A 23,906-nucleotide genomic window follows, 5' to 3' on the forward strand; every position below is an offset into this window, starting at 1 on the left:
GCCAAGTCATCACCCCGGGCGGGGACAAACGTGACCGCACACAGACCGATATAAACTGGCACAACGTCTACGACTTAACGCATTGAAGGGGCCACGACATGAAAAAGAATCTTTTAACTTTGCTCACCTTCGCTGTCACCTCGGTGTCTGCCCCCGCTTGGGCTGACCAAGCTTTGGCCACATCCAAGAACTGCATGGCCTGCCATGCGACGGACAAAAAACTGGTTGGCCCCGCTTTCAAAGATGTGGCCGCTAAATACGCCAGCGACAAATCTGCCGCAGACAAGCTGGCCACCAAAATTCAAAAAGGTGGGGCGGGCGTGTGGGGCCCCGTGCCTATGCCCGCCAACACACAAGTCAATGATGCAGAAGCCAAGAAATTGGCCGCTTGGGTCTTGACCATCAAGTAACGACGTCACCCCATGAGAAACCGCTGCGCACCTCAGCGGTTTTTTTATGCCCAAACGTCACGCACAAGCTGACAGCATCCCGACAGGGGCTTTGAGTAAACTCACCCGCTGTTATTACCTCTGGCCTTTTTCAGGACTTCATCCATGACCACGATCCGCCAAAACGACCTGATTGAATCGGTCGCCGCTGCCCTGCAGTACATCAGCTACTACCACCCCGCCGACTTCATCAGCCACTTGGCCAGCGCGTACCAGCGCGAGCAAAGCCCAGCCGCCAAAGACGCTATTGCGCAAATCTTGACCAACAGCAAGATGAGCGCCATGGGGCACCGCCCCATTTGCCAAGACACGGGCATCGTGAACGTGTTCTTGAAAATCGGCATGGACGTGCGCTGGGAAGGTTTCACCGGCAGCTTGGACGACGCCATCAACGAAGGCGTGCGCCGTGGCTACAACCACCCCGACAACATGCTGCGCGCCTCGGTGGTCGATGACCCTCAGTTCGCGCGCAAAAACACCAAAGACAACACACCCGCCGTGATCTTCACGCAAATCGTGCCTGGCAACAAAGTGGACGTGACCGTGGCAGCCAAAGGCGGCGGCAGCGAGAACAAGTCCAAGATGTACATGCTCAACCCCAGCGACAACATCGTCGATTGGGTGCTGAAAACTGTCCCCACCATGGGCGCGGGCTGGTGCCCTCCTGGCATGTTGGGCATTGGCATTGGCGGCACCGCTGAAAAAGCCGTGCTCATGGCCAAAGAAAGCTTGATGGACGACCTCGACATGTACCAGTTACTGGAGAAATCCAGCAAGGGCGAGAAGCTCACGCAAGTTGAAGAACTGCGTTTGGAGCTATACCACAAGGTCAACGCGTTGGGCATTGGCGCACAAGGCTTGGGCGGCTTGACCACCGTGCTCGACGTGAAGATCAAGATGTACCCCACGCACGCGGCCAGCAAGCCGATTGCGATGATCCCCAACTGCGCCGCCACACGCCACGCCCACTTTGTGATGGATGGCTCAGGCCCTGTGTATTTGGAAGCGCCCTCGCTCGACCTGTGGCCCGATGTCAACTGGACCCCAGACACACAAAAGAGCAAGCGCGTGGACCTCAACACCCTCACCAAAGAAGAAGTGGCGAGCTGGAAACCTGGTCAAACTATTCTGCTCAACGGCAAGATGCTCACCGGCCGCGATGCGGCGCACAAACGCATCCAAGACATGCTGGCCAAGGGCGAGAAGTTGCCCGTGGACTTCACCAACCGCGTGATTTACTACGTCGGCCCCGTCGACCCTGTGCGTGACGAAGTGGTTGGACCAGCTGGCCCAACAACAGCCACCCGCATGGACAAGTTCACCGAGATGATGTTGTCTCAAACTGGCTTGATCTCGATGGTGGGCAAAGCCGAACGCGGCCCAACCGCCATTGAAGCCATCAAGAAGCACAAGTCGGCCTACCTGATGGCAGTGGGCGGCGCGGCTTACCTCGTGTCCAAAGCCATCAAGCACGCCAAAGTGGTGGGTTTTGCCGACCTCGGCATGGAAGCCATTTATGAGTTTGACGTGGTCGACATGCCCGTGACCGTGGCTGTGGATTCAGGCGGCACCAGCGCCCACATCACCGGCCCTGCTGAGTGGGAAAAGCGCATTGCCACGGGTGAATTCAAAGGCATCGGCATCAAATCCAACTGAGCCTGCGACGCTTAAGAAAAAACCGGCTCTCTTTGCAGAGGCCGGTTTTTTATGGTTTCAAACATCCGAAGCAATGGCGCTTCGATTTGTCGTCTTGTGCGTCAGTGCAAATGGCGTGGCTTGCGACCACCATGACCGCCACCACCGTGACCGCCGTTGGGTCCACGCGGAGGGCGACCCAAATCGAGCGAGTTCACCAAGTTGTCAAAGCGCTCTGAAAAGAGCTTGTCAATTTCGTTGACCACGCCGCCCAATTCGGCGCCGTCAAAGTGGCGCTCCATCAGGTGAATCACGTCGTTGACCAACATGTCGCGTTGCGCTTGCATGATATCGGCAGGTGTGGGGCCTACAAACAGCATCATGAAATCATCGCGTGAGTCTTGGCCACGTGAATCGTCCTCTTCGTCAAAGTCGTTGTCATAAAACGTGACTTCAATGGGCGCACCCGCGGCGGTGAGCTCGTTCAAGCTCATGCACATTTCATCCAAGCTTTGACGAAAATCGTCATCGCCTGAGACTGTCCAGCACATCTGCAATGTGCGCTCTTCGGGGTTGAAACGAATACCGGGCTCTTCGGGGTATGAGCTGCTTGCGCCGTCCTCAAGCGATGAGGCGCCTGCGTATTGCCACAAAGGGCGCAACGCGTCTTGCAACTGTTCCAGGCCAACTTCGGCCTGTAGGGGAATCAGTCCATGCACATGAATTTCATACGCGGCGTTGTAGCGTGCCATGACGAAACTCCTTCCTTGTGCCTATTGATGGTGCCCGAGACCGGAATCGAACCGGTACGCCCCTTACGGAAGCGAGAGATTTTAAGTCTCTTGTGTCTACCAATTTCACCACTCGGGCAGTGTCGTTGTGTGCGCTGATTTTACGCCAGCCACCTCTGTGACGTGCGCTAAGCAACGCTGATTTTTCATATTTTTAGTCTATATTGGCACTGGAAATTTTTAAGCATGCCTTAAAACTTGAAACCGTTGAACAACCTATAGGAGAGCATCCATGACACAGCGCACCACACACCAACTTTTGCTGGCCACCCTGCTGGGCTTGTGCCTCAGCGTGTCACATGCAGCAGACAAAAAAGAAGCTGCAGAGCCCGTGGTTAAAAAATCAGATTCAGGCATCTGCCATGACAAAACCAGCGCCTCTTTTGGTAACACCAAAAAATTCACAGGCTTTGCCTCAATGGACGAGTGCATCAAGAGCGGTGGCCGTCCCGTTGCCGGTCAAGCAGCGGCTGAGCCGATTGTGAAAAAATCGGAATCCGGCATTTGTCACGACAAAAACAGCACCAGCTACGAGCGCACTAAAAAATTCACCGAATTCAAAACCCTGGATGAATGTGTGAAAAGTGGCGGTGCACTGCCTAAAAAGTAAGCGAGAAGTCCACGGCGCAGGAGGTCAAAGACCTGCGCTGTTGCGTGCCACTTCGTCAAAAATCTTTTGGCGAATTTCGTTTTTGCGGCGCAATTGCGATCGCTTGTTAGAAGGCACATCTTGCTCTGAGCGTGCGACCCATTGGATCGGTAAATTCCAATGCACCTTCGACAAAGCCCCCGTGGTGCCCATTTCTGCCCACAGGCCGTCGTAGCTCTGGCCCACACGCTGAGACAAACTGCGATAACCGGAATAAACGTGGGCGACATCAGATACACCCACCATCCCCACTAACTGCCAGCCTGAAGCCAAGCCCTGCAACGCAGTCATCAAAATATTTTGTGGACGTGTGCGCTCCATTTTTTGCGTGACGATTTTGATTTCTTGATTCAAAAAACGCTGGCCTTGCATGTTCCCAATTGCCATGACAAAACCGGGCTCTTGCATACCCACCATCTGAGCAGGCAAGATGCTAAATGCAGCACGCATCACTGCAGCGCCGTTGAACTTGAGGTGAAGCTCAAACTCACCTTCACGCCCTAAACCTCGTCCAGGCTCGATATCAATGGTGATATCACCCTCGGGATAGCTTTGTTTGAAGAACGTGTACGAGCCGCGCTTGTAAAAATCAACCACCGCTTGGGCTGAGTGACGCGCCATCAACCACTCAAAATGCGCGAGCATGGCGTTGGTCCGTGCCTCAACCCCTAGACCGCCCCACAGATAAGGGCGCATGGGACGCAACATCACCGGCAGTTCGGTGTGCGTGAGTTCAGCCAATCCATGGTCTTGGAAGAAGCTGTGAATGCGTCGCAAATGTGCTTCACACCACCAATAACGCAAACGAAATTTCAACCGACGCTTGGCAGTCTGCAACCATCCACCAGAACCGTTGTCGGTCAGGCGGAATAACTCTTGCGAGGTGGGTGCATCCAAACTTCTGTGGGTCATTGGTGTTGCTTCGATAGATACAAAAAAGCCCCTGCAACATGTGTTTCAGGGGCTCTTTGAAATTGGAGCGGGAAACGAGGCTCGAACTCGCGACCTCAACCTTGGCAAGGTTGCGCTCTACCAACTGAGCTATTCCCGCGTGGAGTGTTTAATTCCGAAGCCGTAATTCTAATCTCAAATTCACCCGATTTCAGGACTACGATCAAGAAAATTTAAAGATGGTGATGCCCCAAGATTCAGCAGGCCCCAAAATCAACGCCAACGCGGCGCCTTGGTGGATAGCTGCGCCAAACGAATACACAGAAAAAACAGCAAGTCGCGGGTTGTCATCGACAGAAGCGCTGGAACGCATCCGCAATTTTGGCCCCAACACACTGTCGCGCCATCAAGGTCCGTCGCTGATTCGCCAGTTTCTCGCCCGCTTCAAAAATCCATTGGTTGTGGTGCTGTTGCTGGCAAGCTCCGTGTCGGTACTGACGGGTGAAATCACAAACTTCATCATCATCAGCGGCATCGTGCTGCTGAGCGTCACCTTGGACTTTGTGCAAGAGTTCCGAGCCAATGCGGCAGCGGACAAACTCCGGCAATCGGTTTCGGTACGAACCACGGTGCTGCGTGATGGCCAATCTGTAGAAATACCGGTACGCGATGTGGTCCCTGGCGATGTGGTCTTGTTGAGTGCCGGCAGTTTGGTGCCTGCAGATGCCTTGGTATTAGAAGCCAATGACTTCTTCGTCAACCAATCGTTGCTCACGGGTGAGGCCTACCCCGTGGAAAAACATCCCAGCACCTTGCTCCCAACGTCCACCGACTTGCAAGAAGCCAGCAATGCCGTTTTCATGGGGACCTCGGTCATTGGTGGCAGCGCACGTGTATGGGTCGTCAAGACGGGCACGCAAACGGCAATGGGCGACATTGCAGACAGCATTCAAAAGCCCACGCCCGCCACCTCGTTTGAAATAGGCACGCGTCGCTTTGGCATGCTCATCATGCGATTGACCGTGGTGTTGGTGTTGTTTGTGCTGTTGGTGAACGCATGGTTTCATAAACCTTGGTTGGAGTCGTTCTTGTTTGCGGTGGCGTTGGCTGTGGGCTTGACGCCAGAGCTGTTACCGATGGTGGTGTCGGTCACGCTGTCACGTGGTGCCATTCGACTGGCCAAGCTCCAAATGATTGTGAAGCGACAAACGGCGATCCAAGATTTGGGCTCTATGGATGTGCTGTGCACCGATAAAACAGGCACGCTCACGGAAGCCAAGATTCGCCTTGAGCGCCATTTAGACCTCAGTGGCCAAGACAGCCCCCGTGTTTTAGAGCTGGCTTACATCAACAGCTTTTTTGAAACAGGTTTGAAAAGTCCGCTCGACGAAGCCATTCTGAATCACCAAACCATCGACGTCAGCGCTTGGCAAAAAATTGATGAAATCCCGTTTGACTTTGAGCGCCGCTGCGTCTCGGTATTGGTCGATAACGGCACGCAACGCTGGCTGGTCGCCAAAGGTGCGGCCGAAGACATTGTTCGCTTGTGTACGCATGTAGAAATCAACGCGGAGGGCTGCATCGCACCCAGCGAAGTCAACGATGCTCGCTTGCAAGCGATTCGTGATCGCTACCACGCACTGGAAAGCGACGGCTTGCGCGTGCTCGGTGTGGCGTGGCGCGAAGTGCAGCGCGATCACGCCATGGCCGTGGTGAACGATGAATCGGCCTTGGTGTTGGCAGGCTTTGCCGCCTTTCTTGATCCTCCCAAAGAAAGTGCAGCCCCTGCCCTTGCGAAACTTCAACAAGCGGGCGTCACCATCAAGGTGGTCACAGGCGACAGTGATTTGGTCACGCGTCATGTGTGCGCGCAATTGAACATTGAAGTAACGGGCGTGTTGACCGGCAAAGAAATTGCCCAACTCGACGACCAAGCGCTGCAACGCCGCGTAGAAACTGCGAACCTGTTTTGTCGTGTGAACCCCGGGCAAAAACAGCGCGTCATCTTGGCGCTCAAGGGCAATGGCCATGTGGTGAGCTATATGGGCGATGGCATCAACGATGCACCGTCGCTGCACGCAGCAGACGTGGGCTTGTCTGTGGACTCAGCCGTTGATGTGGCCAAGGCAGCCGCCGACATCATCATGTTGAAACAAGATTTGAATGTGTTGCACGCTGGCGTCTTGGAAGGACGCCGGACGTTTGGCAACATCATGAAGTACATCATGATGGGCACCAGCTCAAACTTTGGCAATATGTTCAGCATGGCGGGAGCGGCTTTGTTTTTGCCCTTCTTACCGATGTTGCCCACGCAAATTTTGCTGAACAACATTCTGTATGACATCTCTGAAATTCCAATTCCTTTGGACGAAGTGGATGCCCAAGAGACAGCCAAACCGCGCGTGCTCGACCTCGACTTCATTCGAAACTTCATGCTGGTCATCGGCCCCATCAGCTCGGTGTTCGACTTCTTGACTTTCTATGTACTGCTGGAAGTTTTGAAAGCCGAAGAACAACTGTTTCAAACAGGGTGGTTTGTGGAATCGCTTTGCACACAGGTGTTGGTGATTTTCATCATTCGTACGCGCGGCAACCCGTTCAAGAGCAAGCCGCATCCGTTGCTCGCCTTCACCTCAATTGCGGTTGTGGCCACGGCCATCGGGCTGCCGCTCACACCGCTGGGATCGCATCTGGGCTTTGTGGCACCCCCTGCGTATTTTTATGGCATCTTGGGGGCGATGGTGGTCACCTATCTGGGCGTGGTCGAGGTGGTGAAACGCATTTTTTACCAACGCGCCTTGAGCCATCAATAGCCCAAGGCTTTGGCAATTTTGTGACGCGGCACCGTAGTTTTCGGACACTTGGCCTTTGGTAAGTCAAACCACTGGCGCACGTCCTCTTCCACCCCCACGCCATGCATGTAGTTGTAAATGGCCTTCTTCAGTCCAAGGCCTAAGGTGTCGTGGTCTGTGCCGGTTGGGTCGATGAAAGCAATGTCGTTTTTCGCAAAACTCACCTCTGGAAGGGGCACCACTTGCACACCGTAGTCAGCGGGGTTTTGCCCCACAGGTGAATGCACGGTACATGCAAAGCGATGGAAGAAACCGCTTTGAATACAGCCGTTCTCAAACAGTTGGCGCACGTACTCCAGCGCATCCACGGTGTCTTGCAGTGTCTGCGTCGGAAAGCCGTACATCAAATAGGCGTGCACCAAGATGCCTGCCTCCGAGAAGCCTTTGGTGACTTGCGCCACCTGCTCGACCGAGACGCCTTTTTTCATCAAACTCAAAAGCCGATCTGAGGCAACCTCCAAACCGCCGGACATGGCGATGCAACCGCTCTGCGCAAGCAATTCAGCCAACTCGGGCGTGAAGGTTTTTTCAAATCGAATATTGCCCCACCAAGAGATATGAACCTTGCGGCGCAACAGCTCTTCGGCCAAAGCTTTGAGGGCCTTGGGTGGTGCGGCCTCATCTACAAAGTGAAAACCGGTTTGCCCTGTCTCGGCCACGATTTTTTCAATGCGATCGACCAACGTGCTTGCCGATGCCGTTTCGTAGCGCGAGATGTAGTCCAGGCTGACGTCGCAAAAACTGCACTTCTTCCAGTAACAGCCGTGGGCCACCGTCAGCTTGTTCCAACGGCCATCGCTCCACAAGCGGTGCATGGGGTTGAGCATGTCAAGCAGCGACAGGTAACGGTCCAACGGCAAGCCATCCCAAGTGGGTGTGCCCACATCCTCAAACGGCACATCGGGCTCGGCCCAATTCATCAAGCGCACTTCGCCTGCATCGTTGCGCACAAAGGTACGCACCAACCGCTGCACGCTTCGTTTGCCTTGCAAGTGCTCAAGCAAAGCCAGTAAAGGCCGCTCGCCGGCATCGAGGCTGATGAAGTCAACATAGTCAAACACGCGAGGCTCGGTCAGCTCGCGCAACTCGGTGTTGACAAACCCGCCGCCTAAGCCAATGTGGATGTGTGGGTGATGGGCCTTGATGGTCTGCGCCATGCGAAAAGCTGCGTACACCGCGCCAGGAAAAGGCACGGAAAGCAACACCAACTGCGGCTGGTGTTTGGCAATGACCGCCAGCGTCAAAGCTTGAAGTGTGTCGTCCACCAGCGTGGGGGCGGCGGCCAAGGCTTGGGCCAAGGGCTCGAACGTGGCTTGACTGCCCGCCAGCTGTTCGGCGTAACGCACAAATTCAAAGCGGCTGTCGACTGCATCGCGCAACACATCGGCCAAGTCGTTCAAATACAAAGTGGCCAAGTGGCGTGCGCGGTCTTGTTGACCCAACGCCCCAAAGGCCCAAGCCAAGGGGTCACCACTGCCTTCATCGTCATAGGCGTCCAGCGAAGCAAAGCGCGGGCCTTCCGGCAAAAAGCCACGGCCTGCAATGCGGTGGCTCAACGTGGCATCACGCCCTTGCAAAAATGCAAGGGTGGGGGCAATGGTGGATTGGTAGCTCTCGAAATAGTCTAAAAAGTAATTCACGCTGGCGCTGCGCTGGGCCTCTGGCTGCGCCAAGGCAGACGCTCGCACTTGGGCCAAACCGTTCGGTGTGAACAACTCCAACACCAAGGCCAAAGCCAAATCCTCCTGCACAGCATCCACGCCCTGGGAACGCAAAAACCCCGTCAGGTAGGCGGTGGAGGGGTAAGGCGTGTTGAGCTGCGTCATCGGAGGGATGAGGCTCAAAACGCGAAAGGTGGGGGCTGGCAAGTGAGATTCAGACATGATGTGCACCCATTATCGGTGCCCCCTGTTGGCCGCACGGGCACCATCGGATATCTGTAAAAATCAACAAAACCTACAAAACCACTCAAGGTTATAGGTTTGATGCCGAACTCCAATGGCTAACTCTTTTTTCAAACTCAACAAGGACACCACTGTGAGCCACATGACCCCTACTTGCGCCTGCTGCGGCCCGCTTCAATTGGCCGGCAATCACTCACGCCGAGGCTTCTTAGCGGCCGGCGCTGCCACGGTGGCTGGCGGCATGATGGGCATGATGCCCTTCCAAGCCCAAGCTGCAAGCGGCAACTACGAAGCCATGCTGGTCAACTGCATTGACCCGCGCTTCACCACCCTGAGCTGGCAATACATGGGCCTGTTGCAAGGCATCAGCCGCGACAAGTTAACGGACAACTACAGCCAATTCGTGATCGCAGGCGGCCCCATTGGCGCGGTGCACCCCAAGTTTTCTGCTTGGCACAAAGCGTATTGGGACAACTTGGACATCACCGTCTCGTTGCATCACATCAAGCGCGTCGTGGGCATCACCCACCGCGATTGCGGCGCGGCCAAACTGGCGTTCGGTGACGACAAGGTGGCTGACAAGCACGATGAAACCGAAGCGCATGCAGAGGCTTTGAATGAGTTCCGCCGCCAAGTTCAAAAGCGCCACCCCAAGTTGAGCGTCATCACCGGCGTGATGAGCTTGGACGGTCGTGTCGATTTGATCGGCTAAACCGCTAAAGCCCTAGCACCTTGCGCCGATACAAAGGGTTCAAGGTTGCTATGGTTTATGACCGCTCTCGCCACCAGCCCGAAGTTTGAGGGCGCGTGTGGACTCCAATTCACCGCCGAGAGCGGTCCCCTTTTATTTGCACGCTACCTCATGGATGCGGTAGTGCTTGATGTCATCAAAGCGCAACGGCGTTTTGATGAATTGCTTGGCAAACTCTGAATTGCTGCCTTGAATGAAAGCGTCTTTCATCGTGTGCGTGATGAACGGTGTCTTCCCTGCCCCATCGCGGTAAAAAATACGCTCGGTCAACTGAATCGTTTGATCTTGGCAATTCAGCTCATAAGTCGATTGCTCAGACGCGTAGTTGTACAAGGTCACTTTCACCACAGCTTTCGGCGTGTGATAAGGCACCTTGGCATCGACGGGCAGCTGCGAAAACGTGCGCAGCACCTTCACCTTGCCTTTGTCCTCCACGGGCGCGAAGTAATACTCGTTCGAGGCGTGGTTGTTGTTCGTGAAATACACCCAACCGGCCCAAGCCGAGGGTTGCATGGCAATCACGAACAGTATGAGTAAATATTGAGGCATAAGGTGTTGAGATTTTATGACGGTCTAAATCGTGGAAAATCATGCACATGACTGACGCAACTACACAACGCCCCGCCCTGCCCGACCACCTGTCGATCGACCCACGCAGCCCACACTATGCACCTGCGGTGTTTGAACACGAGATTGGCATTCGCTTCAACGACAAAGAACGCTTCGATGTGGAAGAGTATTGCTTGTCTGAAGGCTGGGTCAAAGTTCCTGCCAACAAAACGCTCGACCGTAAAGGCAAACCTCTGCTCATCAAAATCAAAGGCAAAGTCGAAGCGTTCTACAAGTAAGAACACCAAGTATGAGTAAGGCGTATTTGATCGGCCAAATCACGGTCACCAACCCGCAAGCTTATGCGGTGTATTCCGCACAAGTACCGCACACCATTGCGGCATTTGGCGGCAAATATTTGGTCCGTGGGGGCCATGCCACTCAATTGGAGGGGAAAGCCCAAGGCGAACGCAACGTGGTGGTGGAGTTTCCGAGCCGTGAAATTGCTGAAGCTTGGTACAACAGCGAAGCCTACCAAGCCATCCTTCAACACCGCCTCAACAACTCCACAGGGGCGCTCGCTTTGGTCGATGGTTACGACCTATGAAGCTGACACGAATTCAAAAGATGGGCCTCGTCTTCTTTGTTTGCACCCTACTGCCAGCCTATTGGATTGCCAATTGGCGCTACGAAGCAAACTTAGCCAACCTCACCGAAACGCTGAACAAAGAGCAGGCACTGCACCTCAGCACAGACAAGCTGCTGCGCAATTGCGAAAAAAATGCCGAGGGCAAAGCACACCCCTACGATGCAACGCATCAAATCTGCAACCAAGGTTCGGACATCCATGCGCGTACGGATCATGCAATGGATTTGTTAACGCAAGAAAAAGCAAACAATGAAACCAAGTGGTATCGCAACTTTGCACTTTCTATCTTGTTCTTTAACCTGCTCGCCGCGGCCCTTTACCGCTTGAATACTTACCTCAACCGAGACGTTGGATAAGCACAGTCAACCTGGCTAATAAACAGGCAAGAAAAAAGCCGTTACTGCGAACAGTAACGGCTTTTTATTTGGAGGCGCGACCCAGAGTCGAACTGGGCTAAACGGATTTGCAACGTATATAAGTCTAAATTAACCTATATAAATCAATAGGTTATATATACATTCTTGAGCCGTGTAATAAAACGTGTAATAAAAGTATGGCTCTAAAAACAAGAACCGAACTCTATCCAGCTATTTTTAATCTTCGACCGTTCAAACACAGGCAAGCATCAAAACACTAAATCTGAGCAAACTTCAGAACTACCAATGTGCCGGTTTTTTAGCGGGTTTCTTGTTCGTATTGACGTTTTTAGGCAATTGAGAGCTCTCAAGCTCTGCATCCAGGATGTGCTGACGAACCCAATGGACTCGCTTGGTTAGGCGCTTATTTGAAACTGCATCACCAGAAAGCCCCTTTTCTCGCAGCGGGACAACTAGACCAATCTGGACATTTGGCGCATCTTGACGAACCAGCTGCAAGGCGGGCTCAAGATCGCTGTCATTCGTACAAATGACTTGGTGGTCACACTCACCTCGCACCGCATCTCTGTAAACCTGCAAAGCCAAGTTCACGTCTGTCTGCTTTTCCTCGATCATCCAGACAGGTGCTAGGTTCTGCTTATCTGGCTCAGCCCCCTCAACATGCATTGGCATGTTGGTTTTGCCAAAGATGTGAAACCCTTGAATGATCTGAATCAAGTCACCATGAATCGCTTTTAAGGCACGGTGATATTGAGTTTGGGCATGTTCAGATGCAACGCCATGCCGAGCATAGGAAGCTTTGACAGGTGCAGTGAAGTACTTGATGCAGATGACATTTGCACTGGGATCCTGCGGCTTAAGGATTTGATCACGGAACAGCGCCCCCACATCTAGCCATTTATGAGGCGTGCCCTTCAACCTTGAGTAATAGAGGTTGTAGCCGTCGATGTAGATGATGGTTCGTGACAAGTTCTGCGCCTAGAAAGTGAAAAGGCCATCTTGCGATGACCTTTTCGCCCTAAGCCTGAGCCAACCTAATGACACCGCGAAGGGATTGTGTTTTTATTCTAGTGCTAGTTTGTGAAGTTTCGCGAACCAATTCAACGTCATTCACACCGTTTGTAGCGTTTACCTTACACATTGCTCTACACTGCACATGTGCAGTGTAGAGCATTATGACTATTTTTGCAATCTTTTCAGTTCTGCAACTGAGCCTTTGCAATTCGAAAACTCTATACGGAACACTCTTTAACGCACCCTCGGGCATGAGCATGACTGGCGTTTTCATTTAACTCCCTTTAAACGGAGAACATCAATGAAATCCAAGCAATGCGTGAATTGTGGAAAAACCTTCAAACCAGCACCACAAGCTACCAAGCAGACCTACTGCAACTCAATGGCTTGCCAAAAAGAGCGCCGCAAGAAATGGCAAACAAACAAACTCAAGACTGATCCAGACTACAAAGAAAACCAAGCACGCGCTCAAAAAGCTTGGGCCACTCGGAATCATGATTACTGGCGCAAGTACCGAGAATCTGAACGCGATCATGAAATCCAGCCTGCAAAAGTGGCTCAAATTCCAATCAAGCGGGAACTCTCCAACAAAGTAAAGATGGATGCGCAATCATCTGGAATTCCCTTTGCGGATGGGTTGTTCACGCTCAAAGTCATCGCTCCAGTACCCAATGTAAAGATGGACTCATGGATTGTCGAAATCACTAGATTTGATGCGGGTTCTAAGCATCAAACAACAGATATCAAGAGATGACTTGATAGCCATCTAAGGCTCTTCTGGCTACCTTATGCCCTAAGAGCTTTTGAAACTCCTTCTCGTCATGGCACAAGAGATGGTTGGGGTGTGCCACATTCAGCTGATGTGGCTTCAGGAGTCAAAAAAAGAAAACTGAAGCGATAAAAAAATGCAGTATGGCACCCCCTCAAATGTTGAAGCGACTCAGAAGTCAATTTTCAAAGCAGTCAGATACGTCCGCATGTCTACTGAACACCAACAGTACTCAACGGAAAACCAAGCCGACAAGATCACAGAATATGCGGAAAAGCGTGGCATCGAAATTATTAGAACGTATGCCGACGAAGGTAAAAGTGGACTTCGGATTGAAGGACGGCAAAGTCTTCAAGAGCTCATAAGAGTAGTTGAGTCAGGGCAAGCTGATTTTCAAATCATTTTGGTTTATGACATTAGCCGCTGGGGGCGCTTTCAAGACGCTGATGAAAGTGCCTATTACGAATACATCTGTAGACGTAAGGGTATCCAAGTCGCCTACTGCGCAGAGCAATTTGAAAATGATGGCTCTCCCGTCTCCACTATTGTGAAAGGTGTAAAACGGGCAATGGCTGGTGAATACAGCCGTGAGCTCTCAACAAAGGTGTTTGCAGGCCAATGCCGTCTCATTGAAATGGGATATCGGCAAGGTGGTCCAGCCGGATATGGATTGCGACGCGTCTTAATTGATCAAACTGGATCGATGAAAGGCGAACTAACCCGAGGCGAACATAAAAGCCTGCAAACAGATCGCGTTATCTTGATGCCAGGGCCGGAAGAAGAAATCAGGGTCGTCAATCAAATCTACGACTGGTTCATCAACGATGGCATCCTCGAAGCGGAAATTGCCACTCGACTCAACGGTTTAAGCATAACAACTGACTTAGATCGACCATGGACACGCTCGACAGTCCATCAGATTCTCACAAATGAAAAATACATTGGCAACAACGTCTATAACCGTATTTCATACAAGCTCAAAAAGCTTCGCGTGATCAACACCCCGCAAATGTGGATCAAGAAAGAGTCAGCATTTGAAGCCATTGTTCCCACTGAAGCGTTTTACACGGTACAAGGAATGATTCGTGCACGTACTCACAGATTTACCGATGAAGAGTTAATTGACAAGCTTCGGATGCTTTACCGAAATCGTGGCTACTTGTCTGGTCTAGTCATCGATGAGACAGAAGGAATGCCCTCCTCGTCAGCCTACATACAAAGATTTGGAAGCTTAATTCGCGCTTATGAAACGGTTGGTTTCACACCAGACAGAGACTATCGCTACTTAGAAGTTAATCGCTACCTACGACAAATGCACCCGCAGATAGTTAATGACACTGAAAAAAAGATTAATGACATCGGCGGATACACCCAACGAGATAACAGCACCGAACTAATCACTGTGAATAAAGAGTTCTCAGTGTCGATTGTTCTTGCGCGATGCCAGGCATTTGAAACCGGTCGACTTAGATGGAAAGTTAGATTTGACACAAGTTTGCAGCCAGACATAACTGTTGCTGTCAGGCTGAACCAGGACAACTCCTCTGCTTTGGACTATTACCTATTGCCGAGACTTGATTTTGGTTCGCAAGGCATCAGCTTGGCTGAACGCAACGGAATTGAGTTCGAAAGCTATCGCTTTGAAGACCTTGAATATCTATACGGCATGGCGGAGAGAACCCGCATTAGGAGAGCAGCGTGAATATGATTCCGCGTGAGGGTGAATTGAGATTGATCCCTATTGATGCCATTGAGGTACTTAATCCAAGGGAACGAAACAACAAAATCTTCGAAGAAATAGTTGGAAACATCAAAGCCATTGGCTTGAAAAAACCAATCACCGTGACATCTAGGCCAGGACCAGATGGCGAAGAGCGTTATTTGCTTGTATGCGGTGAAGGACGAATGAAAGCATTTAAGGCGCTAGGCGAAACAAGCATTCCCGCAATGATTGTGAACGTTAGTGATGATGATGCATTCATCATGAGCCTAGCTGAAAACATAGCACGAAGACACTGCCGTGCCGTCGAGTTGCTTGCTGGCATCCAACGTTTGCGCGATCAGGGATATGACAAGTCGACTATTGCTGAAAAAACTGGTCTAAGCACTGACTACATTCAAGGAATTCTTCAACTTCTTGGCAACAAGGAAGATCGTTTGCTAACCGCAGTAGAAGCAGGAAAAATCCCCTTGTACGTAGCCCTAGCAATTAATGGAGCAGGCAATGATGACAAAGCAATACAAATAGCTTTGCAAGAAGCATATGAATCGGGGAAGTTGAAGGGAAAACAACTGATAAACGCAAAGCGTTTAGTTGAGAAGCGCCAAGCATTAGGTAAGACATTGGGCGGCTACCGCATCAAAAACAAACGTGATGCTGGCGTTACATCTTCAAGCTTGGTCAGAAGTTATCAACGTGAAGTTGAAAGACAAAAACTACTTATCAAGAAGTCAGACTTCACTCAACAAAAACTCATGTTCGTAATCGGAGCACTACGGTCTTTGCTTGCGGAGGAAAGTTTCTCCACCCTATTGCGTGCAGAAGGTTTAGACACACTACCCACTTTTTTAGCTGAACGTGTTTGGCCTGTAGGAGTCTCCACATGAATCAAGTCGCGCTTGGCTTCATCCCTGAACCCATGCTGGTTCAATTTGAAAAAATACTCCCATCACGCAAATTACCGGGAAACATTGACGTCTCTCGAAAATACAAGCAGGTGCTCGAATCTATACGTTCGATAGGACTAATTGAACCTTTAACTCTTTGCTCGGCAACAACTGACTCAGGTATGCACATACTGCTTGATGGACACACTCGCCTTCATGCAATGCGAGAGCTTGGATTCACTGAGTCTCAATGTCTGCTAGCGACAGACGATGAGACCTACACATACAACAATAGGGTTAATCGACTATCAACTGTCCAAGAACATTTAATGATCAAGCGGGCTATAAATCGAGGAGTATCACCAGAAAAACTTGCAAAAAGTCTAAACATTGACCTTGGCAACATCATGAGAAAAGTTCGTTTACTTGACGGCGTTTGCACAGAAGCTGCTGAACTTTTAAGAGATCAAATTTTCTCAATAAAAATTGGCGGAATTCTTCGAAAAATGAAGCCAACTCGGCAAATTGAGTGCGTCGAATTAATGCTCTCTGCAAACAACATTACGGTGACTTATGCGGAAGCACTTCTCGCCGCATCCCCTGCATCATTACTTACTGATGAACTTACGCCCAAAAAAATACGTGGCGTCAGTGCAGAGCAAATGGTCAAGATGGAACGAGAAATGGGAAATTTGCAAGAGCAGTACAAACTAGTAGAAGACTCATACGGGCAAGATGTGTTGAATCTCGTTCTTGCTAAAGGTTTTTTGGTCAAGTTGCTTGATAACCCAACAGCATCTAGATACATCAAACAATTTCAACCTGAAGTTCATGCCGAATTTGTCAACATCATTCAGACTGATTCATTAGACAAATGAGTCAGTTCAATAAATTTGAATCATTAACGGTCAGAGAGAGACAAACCGTTGAGGCGTTTCCTGAAAGTCAGCTACACAGAAACATTCCCACAGCAGATCCGAAATGCCTATACGGACTCGTCGGTGATGTTGCTCTTGCGGGAAGTGATGGGAATGAGACTAATCCATTCGCGATAGCACTCAATTTTCTGAGCTACATATCCTGTGCGTTAGGTCGAGGGATTTATCTGCCAGTGGGAAACACCGCGCATCACCCTCGCCTATTTGGTCTTCATGTTGGCAGATCTGGGCGCGGCCGCAAGGGTGACTCGCTTTCTCTAGTCATAAAAATTCATGAAGCTATCAACTCACGAGACCCATGCATTAGCCCTCAGATTCACCGTGGAGGTCTGTCGTCTAGAGAGGGACTAGCAACACTAATTCATGATGGATTCAAACAAGGAAATCAAGAAGTCCCAGCAGTAGAAGATAAAAGACTCTGGGTTGTCGAGTCAGAGTTTGCGAACATTCTTCAGCAAGGCCGCCGTCAAGGCAACACACTATCTACGGCACTACGTGATTGCTGGGATGGGGTTTGCATTAAACCAGCAACAAAGACTAATCGCGTATTTGCTAGTCGCCCACATGTTTGCATGAGCGGTGCGATTACTCCAGATGAACTGATATCGCTCCTTGGAGCTAGAGAATTGAGTAACGGCTTTGCAAATCGTTTTTTAATAATTTGGGCAGAACGAACGCAAATTACAGCGTTCCCCCAATCAACGCCAAATGCAACGATATCAGAGCTTGCCGAACGAACCTTGAACGTACTAAATTTTGCAAAAGTTGGGGGCTCATCCCATAAAGAAAACCAGATTCAAATGGCGATAACCCCTGAAGCCAAAGCGAAGTACAACGCCATCTATGTAAAGCAATTATCTCAAGATCACGGCATTGAACGTGTCAATGCAATGCTTGAAAGGCGTGCTCCACTGCTTTTGAGATTAGCTATGGTTTTCGCCATGTGCGACAAGACAATCCATATTGAAACGGCGCATCTAGATGCAGCAAACGCTTGGATCAACTATTTCACTGACTCAATTCAATTCGTGTTCACGACAGCCAGCGAATCTGTTCGTACAACCGAAGCCATTGAACACTCTCACTTATTGTTGAAATTTTTGTCACAACGAAAGACAGCGACGCGCAGTGACATAAGTAGACATTGTTTCAAGGGACATGCCAGTAAATCACAAATTGACCGCTGCCTAAACTACCTTCTGTCTACATCTCCACCCCAGATTAAAGTAGAAAAAATGGCGCGCTCAGACCAAAAACCTGGCGCTCCATCGCATTTGTACACCTTGATTTAGCCAAAAATTTCGCAAGGTTCGCACACGAAAAATCGTTATAAATCATTGATTGATAAATAATTTCGCTAGATTCTCAAACTTCGCATTTATGTACCACTCAGCTCAATCATTTACCCTAATGGCCATTACACCACTAGCGATTATTTTGTACATGTGCTATCGGTGCTGCGCCATCTTTGTAGCGTTGCTTCTTCAAAAATTGGTGCTTTGTGTTGACGATTTCTCTTTCTAGTCGAGAAATCAGACCTACCTTTTCCCCACTCAATCAGTAATGCCATGCTCCTTTAAGACATATTGAAGAGCTAGTTGAGAGTAGTCATCGCCAACTCTTGGTGCAATCTTCCCTTCAAGTTCTAACTTTCGACCAAGCTCAGCCAGTTTAGTGTTGATTGGTATCAGCTGGTGCAGTGAAGCCATATAAGTGATTGACTGCGTTACGTCTATTGCAAACTTATCTAGCGGCTTTGTCTTGTCAGTCACCCCAGGCTCAGGACGAGCAACACCGTCTTTTTCGGATTGAAGTTTTTGACACAACTTGAGTAACTCAACACCAGTTTGAATTTTTTCTTCGTAGCTCATTTTTATTCCTTAGTATCTAACAGCCTTCAACCGCCACCAATCGCGCAGAACTACACTCGTCTCGGATTGCCTTTAGCCCTTGGTAAACAGGGCCATGATAGAAAGTTTCCCAAGCATCTATGGATGGGAACTCCAAGATCACGACTCGCCTTGGCTTCCAGTCACCTTCATAAATGCGGTGTTCACCGCCACGCGTCAAATACTTTGCCCCAGCTTCGGCAAGCGCTGGTTTAACTAGATTCATGAAATCCTGGTATCGAACTGAATCACGAATTTCGACATCAAAAATTACATAGGCACTCATGCACACCTCACTTAAAAACAAATTTCAGCCGCACGAACTAACTGGACTCAAGCATTTTTGTAGCGTTGTTTCTTCAGAAAATCGGTGAGCTTAACTAGATCACTAACCCATGGACCATCTTCAAATCTATGGACGGTCAGTTCGCATATATGTTTTACGCCGTATTCACGTCTGCGACCTTTCAAGCCGTAGTCGACTAGCACATCCATCACACACTTACCGTTGTGGATCACGTACATGACATTGAATTTGGCGTAATCAGGAGCGTCATCAAAAGTTCCTGAACTCTTGTCACACACCACTAGTTGAATTCGTTGGCCACCTGTGTATCTGATGTTGCGCTGATCTTCAATCTCATTGATCATCAAGCTTCTCTTCAAATCGGGCGCAATCCCTTTTGTATCTGTGAATGCATTTTCTGGAATCAAAACAGGCGTATTCAAAATCCATGCAACGTTATCTGAAAATTTGTATGCTTCTAATTTTTCACGAAATGCACGCAACTCAGGGGGCAGTGTGGGTTCTGAAAAAAAGTAATCCATATCCATAAGACTCACCCAACTAACCCTTCATTACAAAAGCAAATCGCTCACGAAGATAAATCACTGTGGCTGAAAGTGACTCCGCGTTCAATTTATTGCGGCCGACGAAAGCATCCCACAACGCGATGCGAGTTCTTCCTTGCGCGAATTGATCGCTCAGACCTACTGGGATCACTGTCGGCATCGCTGTCACTCTTCTGTTGAACGTCGCATGCACCGCTTGCTCAAGAATTTGCTGATCCAAGTCAGCATTTCGCAGCAACACCCACAAGTCAAAGTAATCCTTCATGCGGCTGTTAGCCATACCCAGCGAAACAATCGCTTCAAACTTCTCCGCAATCACTGTGTACTGCGGATAGACACGCAACTCAGGTGCTGGCATGTCTTCGAGCATGACAGGGTATATTGCCATTTCTGGCGCTGGCGTAACGGCATCACCATAGCCAACGTCAACTTGGACAGTACATTTAGCGCCGTCAATCGTGCCTACGACTGTCACTCGTGTGCCTGAGTAATTTGCGTCTTTGCGAATCTCTTCTGCAGTGATGCTTGCTGACTCAAAGTTGATACCGTCTTCGACTTGAATTGCGCATAAGTCTTCAAACACTTTGATGAGGTGTGGAATCTCTGCCATGCCAAAACCCAACAAGTCGATGTCGCGTGTTGGTCGTAGTGGCACGTCGTACCAAAGATCAAATAGCAAAGCCCCCTTGAGCAAGAAGCTGTCACGATGCTCAGACACAGCCAATCGATACAACATCCGCTCCAATGCGTAGCGCGTCAACAGGAACTGTGTATTGACGTTATCTGCTTTGGCTTTATTGTTGATACGCGCTCGAACAGAAGCGCCAATGTTTTTCACCGTCATACCAAGCTCTCCATGTAGGGGCGCATGACGTTGGCAACTCGGCAGTGTTCAGCCGCTTGCCATAGCTCGTCCATCGTGACCTTCTTTTGCTGCCAAGCATCTCTCAGGGCTTCAAGTGCCACATCAAGCCCAATCTTGTTTCTAAACTTGAAACAGTCTGCAATTGTCTTGGCGACATCCGTCACAGGGATTCGCACCACACCATCGACTGATGCTGTCTTAATGCCGTATTCCACGTCACTCATACGCACGACATGCAGTGGCGGGTATTCAATGTTTGGAGCACGCGCCTTCTGACCAACAGCAACCCACACCTCATGTGGGGACTGCGTTGTTAGCCCGTGCAGCTGCAATGCGGTAAGCAAACAAAAAACCAAGCGCGGATACTTAATTGCAATTGGGCCCAGGTCGTCCAGCTCTGTCGGCTTACGCCCTGCTGGTGCGTAAACACCTCGGCCTACTTTGACCAAGCTGCCTGTCTTGAGGAGTTGCTGAAGAGTTCCCCCAGCTGCGCCGACTAGCGCCAGTTCACGCGCACGAACAAAGCCCTGCTTATTTGCAAGGTCGAGGGCTGGGTGTTGAGAGATCGGATGCATGCCCATATTTTACGTTTTTGTCTGTACTTGTCAACAAGTACATGCAATTTCATAAAACAAGAATTTAATTAGGAGGACTTTGAACACCACTGACCACACGAATGCTCAGCAGCCACAGCAGGAAAACTGCTGAGCTTCACAACCTTGCGCTCCTTGGCTGGTTGCTGGAAGTACTCATACCCACAATGCAAAGTGGGATGCGCCGTATCACCGCGAAGCACATGGACGCAGCACTGACAACCGCCCTTCTCTCGTGTCTTCAACTGCACCTCTGGCATTACTGAGCCCCTAATCTTGCGATACTGTTCTTTCATACAGTATAGTGCGCCCATGCCAGTTTTGTCAATTTCAGCAGATCAACCAATTCAAATAAGCCCCAACAGCCTGTGGCTAGAGCTGTGCGGGTGGAAAGTATCCGCAGGTTTTCCCAGCCCTGCTGCCGATCACACTCAAAAACGAGTTGATCTCAACGATCACCTGATTCGCAATAAAGAAGCAACATTCCTCTTCCGTGTTCGCGGTGACTCTATGACGGGCGCTGGCATCTATGAAGGCGACACACTAGTAGTTGACCGCAGCATTGAGGCAAAGCACAACAGCATCGTTCTAGCCATCTTGAATGACGAGTTCACAGTCAAGCGACTTTATCGACGAGGCGGTGTTTTCAAACTGGTTGCAGAGAACCCCATCTACCCTCCCCGCGTCATCAAACCCGAAGAGGAGCTGACTATCTGGGGTGTAGTGACCTTTAACCTTCACAAGTTGTGCTGATGGACAAACAGCCTGCACATCAAATCGACTCTCAAAGCTTGGATGCCCTGCCCCGTAGTGCAGGGGTTTACATCTTTCGTGGAGACGGCACGCTACCACTCTACATTGGTAAGAGCGTGGACATTCGCTCACGCGTGCTATCGCATCTGCGCACGCCAGATGAAGCAAGGATGATTGCTCAAACCAGAAGAATCGATTTCATAGAGACTGCTGGTGAGATTGGCGCTTTGTTGCTTGAAGCGCAAATGATCAAAACGCACAGCCCTTTGTTCAACATTCGATTGCGACGACTGAGGAACATGAACTCCATTCGTCTGACTCAAACTGAGACTGGTGCGAAACCTGAAATCGTCAGCAGTAAGGACACAGAGATTGGACAGGTTGAAGGTCTCTACGGACTATTCAGCTCACAACGATCTGCGCAAGAACGACTGCGCGAATTAGCCATAGAGCACGAACTCTGTAACGCGTTACTGGGCTTGGAGAAGCTAAGCAAGCGAGGTTGCTTTGGCCTGCAAATAAAGACATGCCGTGGCGCTTGCGTTGGACAGGAAGAGCGGCAAGTTCATGACCAACGCCTGTTCTCTGCCTTGTTGGACATGAAAGTGCATGCTTGGCCCTATAAAGGCGCAATCGATTTGATAGAGCACACAGACGGGTGGACACAAAAGCACCGCGTACATAACTGGAGACACCTTGGCTCATGGTGCTCCAAAGCACAAAGCCATCTCGACTCCGCTCAGACGTCCTTTGATCTTGATACCTACAAGATCCTCGTCAAGCCAATCATGCTGGGAACTGTCACTGTTGAAGAAGTATGAAGCAGCAGCTCGCCTTGATCGATTGCAACAACTTCTATGTGAGTTGTGAAAGACTCTTTCGTCCAGACATCCGAAAGACTCCTGTCGTTGTACTGTCTAACAATGATGGATGCGTAGTCTCACGCTCCAATGAAGCCAAAGCCATTGGCATACGCATGGGACAGCCTTGGTTTGAATGCAAGGAACTGGCAAAAGAACATGGCGTTCTAGCCCTGAGCAGTAACTACGCTTTGTATGCCGACCTTTCCAACCGTGTGATGTCGATCTTGTCGACTTACTCACCAAGACACGAGGTTTACAGCATTGACGAGTGCTTTGTTGACCTGACAGGCACGGCCAAACTGAGGGATGTCAGTTACCAAATGCGCGAGCACGTCATTAACTGGTCTGGCATACCTGTATGTGTAGGCATTGGCCCAACAAAGACTTTGGCAAAGCTTGCAAACTTTGTGGCCAAACGCCACCCACGATCTAAAGGCGTCTTCAACTACAACGATCTCAATGAACAGCGACAAGCCAAGTTACTAGGACAAATCACTGTGGATGAAGTCTGGGGCGTAGGCAGGCGAATTAGTAAACGGCTTGCAGAACACAACATACATACAGTCGAAGAACTGAGACATGCACACACTCCAACACTTCGCTCAGAGTTTGGCGTCGTAATGGAAAAAACTCAGCGCGAGCTACAAGGAATTGCATGCATTGATTTACAAGAAGTAGTGCCTGACAAGCAGCAAATCATCTCCAGTCGCTCATTTGGCAGCATGGTCCAGGATGTGGACGTACTCAAAGATGCCATGAGCACATTTGTAGCTAACGCATGTGCCAAGCTCAGAGCGCAGGAATCTCATGCAGCATTGATACAAGTGTTCCTGCACACCAATCGGTTCCGCAAAGACTTGCCCCAGTACATGCCATGCCTAGCTATTCCACTGCCCTACCCGACCAATGACAGCTTAGCGGTTAACAAGTGGGCCGGATTTTTAGTAGAGCAAATGTATAAGCCTGAGTACCAGTACAAAAAGGCTGGCATCGTGTTGAGTGAGATCTCACCTGTCACTCACTATCAAGGTGACCTGCTAGCGCCTGAAATTACAGAGACTGGAAGCACTAAGCTGATGACTGCCATTGACCAGTTAAACCAACGCTTTGGGCGCGGCGCGGTAAAGATATCAACACAAGGCGCTCACAAAGGGTGGCAGATGAAGCAGGAGAGAAAGTCACCTTGCTACACAACTAACTGGAATGAGCTTCCACATGCCCAATGATCAGCTAGTACTGCATGTCCAACAAGTGCATGAGCACTCA

The 23,906-nt window shown here is 50.2% G+C and carries 25 protein-coding genes and 2 tRNA genes; 16 read left to right on the forward strand and 11 right to left on the reverse strand.

The window, feature by feature from the left end; genetic code table 11:
• Window positions 1-98 precede the first annotated feature (98 nt).
• Both QMG15_RS07960 and QMG15_RS07965 read left to right on the forward strand, forming a co-directional pair.
• Window positions 99-410: a c-type cytochrome gene (locus tag QMG15_RS07960; protein WP_108359920.1), complete on the forward strand. Its 312-nt coding sequence runs from the start codon at window positions 99-101 to the stop codon at window positions 408-410.
• 144 nt (window positions 411-554) lie between these two features.
• On the forward strand, window positions 555-2,105 hold the full coding sequence (locus tag QMG15_RS07965; protein ID WP_281788153.1) for a fumarate hydratase: 1,551 nt from the start codon (window positions 555-557) through the stop codon (window positions 2,103-2,105).
• Between the two features lie 101 nt (window positions 2,106-2,206).
• Here QMG15_RS07965 and QMG15_RS07970 read toward each other — a convergent pair whose 3' ends face one another.
• Both QMG15_RS07970 and QMG15_RS07975 read right to left on the reverse strand, forming a co-directional pair.
• Window positions 2,207-2,836 (reverse strand): DUF6806 family protein, encoded by a 630-nt coding sequence (locus tag QMG15_RS07970; protein WP_281788154.1) that lies wholly within the window; start codon window positions 2,834-2,836, stop codon window positions 2,207-2,209.
• Between the two features lie 28 nt (window positions 2,837-2,864).
• Window positions 2,865-2,954: transfer RNA gene (locus QMG15_RS07975), tRNA-Leu, on the reverse strand.
• Window positions 2,955-3,107: 153 nt separating this feature from the next.
• On the opposite strand from QMG15_RS07975, the gene QMG15_RS07980 reads away from it, so the two are divergent.
• On the forward strand, window positions 3,108-3,485 hold the full coding sequence (locus tag QMG15_RS07980; protein WP_281788155.1) for a hypothetical protein: 378 nt from the start codon (window positions 3,108-3,110) through the stop codon (window positions 3,483-3,485).
• A gap of 24 nt (window positions 3,486-3,509) precedes the next feature.
• Here the strand turns inward: QMG15_RS07980 and QMG15_RS07985 are convergent, their stop codons facing one another.
• Both QMG15_RS07985 and QMG15_RS07990 read right to left on the reverse strand, forming a co-directional pair.
• Window positions 3,510-4,436 carry a DUF535 family protein gene (locus QMG15_RS07985; protein WP_281788156.1) on the reverse strand — a complete coding sequence of 309 codons (927 nt, stop codon included), beginning with the start codon at window positions 4,434-4,436 and terminating at the stop codon, window positions 3,510-3,512.
• A gap of 63 nt (window positions 4,437-4,499) precedes the next feature.
• Window positions 4,500-4,575, reverse strand: a tRNA-Gly gene (locus QMG15_RS07990).
• Between the two features lie 85 nt (window positions 4,576-4,660).
• Here QMG15_RS07990 and mgtA point away from each other — a divergent pair.
• Window positions 4,661-7,228, forward strand: coding sequence for a magnesium-translocating P-type ATPase (gene mgtA, locus QMG15_RS07995; RefSeq protein WP_281788157.1), 2,568 nt, complete (start codon window positions 4,661-4,663; stop codon window positions 7,226-7,228).
• Here mgtA and QMG15_RS08000 read toward each other — a convergent pair.
• Window positions 7,222-9,150, reverse strand: a complete 1,929-nt coding sequence (locus tag QMG15_RS08000) for a radical SAM protein (RefSeq protein WP_281788158.1) — start codon at window positions 9,148-9,150, stop codon at window positions 7,222-7,224. The genes mgtA and QMG15_RS08000 overlap by 7 nt on opposite strands.
• Window positions 9,151-9,313: 163 nt before the next feature.
• On the opposite strand from QMG15_RS08000, the gene QMG15_RS08005 reads away from it, so the two are divergent.
• Entirely contained in the window at window positions 9,314-9,883 is a 570-nt protein-coding gene (locus tag QMG15_RS08005; protein ID WP_281790103.1) for a twin-arginine translocation signal domain-containing protein, read from the forward strand.
• Window positions 9,884-10,015: 132 nt separating this feature from the next.
• Here QMG15_RS08005 and QMG15_RS08010 read toward each other — a convergent pair whose 3' ends face one another.
• Window positions 10,016-10,471, reverse strand: a complete 456-nt coding sequence (locus QMG15_RS08010) for a hypothetical protein (protein WP_108401511.1) — start codon at window positions 10,469-10,471, stop codon at window positions 10,016-10,018.
• A 47-nt stretch (window positions 10,472-10,518) separates the two neighbouring features.
• On the opposite strand from QMG15_RS08010, the gene QMG15_RS08015 reads away from it, so the two are divergent.
• From QMG15_RS08015 to QMG15_RS08025, 3 genes are read left to right on the forward strand one after another with little or no spacing between them, the layout of a single operon-like run.
• A complete protein-coding gene (locus QMG15_RS08015; protein ID WP_108360046.1) occupies window positions 10,519-10,770 on the forward strand; it encodes a DUF3297 family protein in 252 nt (83 codons plus the stop codon).
• An 11-nt stretch (window positions 10,771-10,781) separates the two neighbouring features.
• The gene (locus tag QMG15_RS08020) at window positions 10,782-11,078 is read left to right on the forward strand and encodes a DUF1330 domain-containing protein (protein WP_281788159.1); all 297 of its coding nucleotides are present in this window, start codon (window positions 10,782-10,784) and stop codon (window positions 11,076-11,078) included.
• Complete coding sequence (locus QMG15_RS08025; protein WP_281788160.1) at window positions 11,075-11,476, forward strand: hypothetical protein; 402 nt, start codon at window positions 11,075-11,077, stop codon at window positions 11,474-11,476. Before QMG15_RS08020 ends, QMG15_RS08025 begins: the two co-directional genes overlap by 4 nt.
• 300 nt (window positions 11,477-11,776) lie before the next feature.
• Here QMG15_RS08025 and QMG15_RS08030 read toward each other — a convergent pair whose 3' ends face one another.
• Entirely contained in the window at window positions 11,777-12,466 is a 690-nt protein-coding gene (locus QMG15_RS08030) for an NYN domain-containing protein (protein WP_281788161.1), read from the reverse strand.
• A 346-nt stretch (window positions 12,467-12,812) separates the two neighbouring features.
• Here QMG15_RS08030 and QMG15_RS08035 point away from each other — a divergent pair, with 346 nt between their 5' ends.
• From QMG15_RS08035 to QMG15_RS08055, 5 genes are all read left to right on the forward strand, one after another.
• Window positions 12,813-13,265, forward strand: coding sequence for a hypothetical protein (locus QMG15_RS08035; protein ID WP_281788162.1), 453 nt, complete (start codon window positions 12,813-12,815; stop codon window positions 13,263-13,265).
• A gap of 151 nt (window positions 13,266-13,416) precedes the next feature.
• On the forward strand, window positions 13,417-14,982 hold the full coding sequence (locus QMG15_RS08040; protein ID WP_281788163.1) for a recombinase family protein: 1,566 nt from the start codon (window positions 13,417-13,419) through the stop codon (window positions 14,980-14,982).
• Window positions 14,983-14,984: 2 nt separating this feature from the next.
• Window positions 14,985-15,887, forward strand: a complete 903-nt coding sequence (locus QMG15_RS08045; RefSeq protein WP_281790104.1) for a ParB/RepB/Spo0J family partition protein — start codon at window positions 14,985-14,987, stop codon at window positions 15,885-15,887.
• Window positions 15,884-16,765, forward strand: a complete 882-nt coding sequence (locus QMG15_RS08050) for a plasmid partitioning protein RepB C-terminal domain-containing protein (RefSeq protein WP_281788164.1) — start codon at window positions 15,884-15,886, stop codon at window positions 16,763-16,765. Before QMG15_RS08045 ends, QMG15_RS08050 begins: the two co-directional genes overlap by 4 nt.
• Window positions 16,762-18,117: a DUF3987 domain-containing protein gene (locus tag QMG15_RS08055; protein ID WP_281788165.1), complete on the forward strand. Its 1,356-nt coding sequence runs from the start codon at window positions 16,762-16,764 to the stop codon at window positions 18,115-18,117. Before QMG15_RS08050 ends, QMG15_RS08055 begins: the two co-directional genes overlap by 4 nt.
• Before the next feature lie 261 nt (window positions 18,118-18,378).
• Here the strand turns inward: QMG15_RS08055 and QMG15_RS08060 are convergent, their stop codons facing one another.
• The 4 genes from QMG15_RS08060 to QMG15_RS08075 all read right to left on the reverse strand — a co-directional run bounded on the left by QMG15_RS08060 (window position 18,379) and on the right by QMG15_RS08075 (window position 21,006).
• Window positions 18,379-18,696 carry a hypothetical protein gene (locus QMG15_RS08060; protein WP_281788166.1) on the reverse strand — a complete coding sequence of 106 codons (318 nt, stop codon included), beginning with the start codon at window positions 18,694-18,696 and terminating at the stop codon, window positions 18,379-18,381.
• 351 nt (window positions 18,697-19,047) lie between these two features.
• Window positions 19,048-19,548, reverse strand: a complete 501-nt coding sequence (locus QMG15_RS08065) for a hypothetical protein (protein WP_281788167.1) — start codon at window positions 19,546-19,548, stop codon at window positions 19,048-19,050.
• A 13-nt stretch (window positions 19,549-19,561) separates the two neighbouring features.
• Window positions 19,562-20,410, reverse strand: a complete 849-nt coding sequence (locus tag QMG15_RS08070) for a nucleotidyl transferase AbiEii/AbiGii toxin family protein (RefSeq protein WP_281788168.1) — start codon at window positions 20,408-20,410, stop codon at window positions 19,562-19,564.
• Window positions 20,407-21,006, reverse strand: coding sequence for a type IV toxin-antitoxin system AbiEi family antitoxin domain-containing protein (locus tag QMG15_RS08075; protein ID WP_281788169.1), 600 nt, complete (start codon window positions 21,004-21,006; stop codon window positions 20,407-20,409). The genes QMG15_RS08070 and QMG15_RS08075 overlap by 4 nt, the downstream gene beginning before the upstream one ends.
• Window positions 21,007-21,336: 330 nt before the next feature.
• On the opposite strand from QMG15_RS08075, the gene QMG15_RS08080 reads away from it, so the two are divergent.
• Genes QMG15_RS08080 through QMG15_RS08090 form a run of 3 tightly spaced genes read left to right on the forward strand, consistent with a single transcriptional unit; the run spans window position 21,337 to window position 23,866 of the window.
• Window positions 21,337-21,777: a S24 family peptidase gene (locus QMG15_RS08080; protein ID WP_281788170.1), complete on the forward strand. Its 441-nt coding sequence runs from the start codon at window positions 21,337-21,339 to the stop codon at window positions 21,775-21,777.
• A complete protein-coding gene (locus QMG15_RS08085; RefSeq protein WP_281788171.1) occupies window positions 21,777-22,598 on the forward strand; it encodes an endonuclease in 822 nt (273 codons plus the stop codon). The genes QMG15_RS08080 and QMG15_RS08085 overlap by 1 nt, the downstream gene beginning before the upstream one ends.
• On the forward strand, window positions 22,595-23,866 hold the full coding sequence (locus QMG15_RS08090; protein ID WP_281788172.1) for a Y-family DNA polymerase: 1,272 nt from the start codon (window positions 22,595-22,597) through the stop codon (window positions 23,864-23,866). Before QMG15_RS08085 ends, QMG15_RS08090 begins: the two co-directional genes overlap by 4 nt.
• The last annotated feature ends 40 nt before the right edge of the window (window positions 23,867-23,906 follow it).

The organism is Limnohabitans sp. INBF002, assembly GCF_027924905.1.
Classification (GTDB): Bacteria; Pseudomonadota; Gammaproteobacteria; order Burkholderiales; family Burkholderiaceae_C; genus Limnohabitans.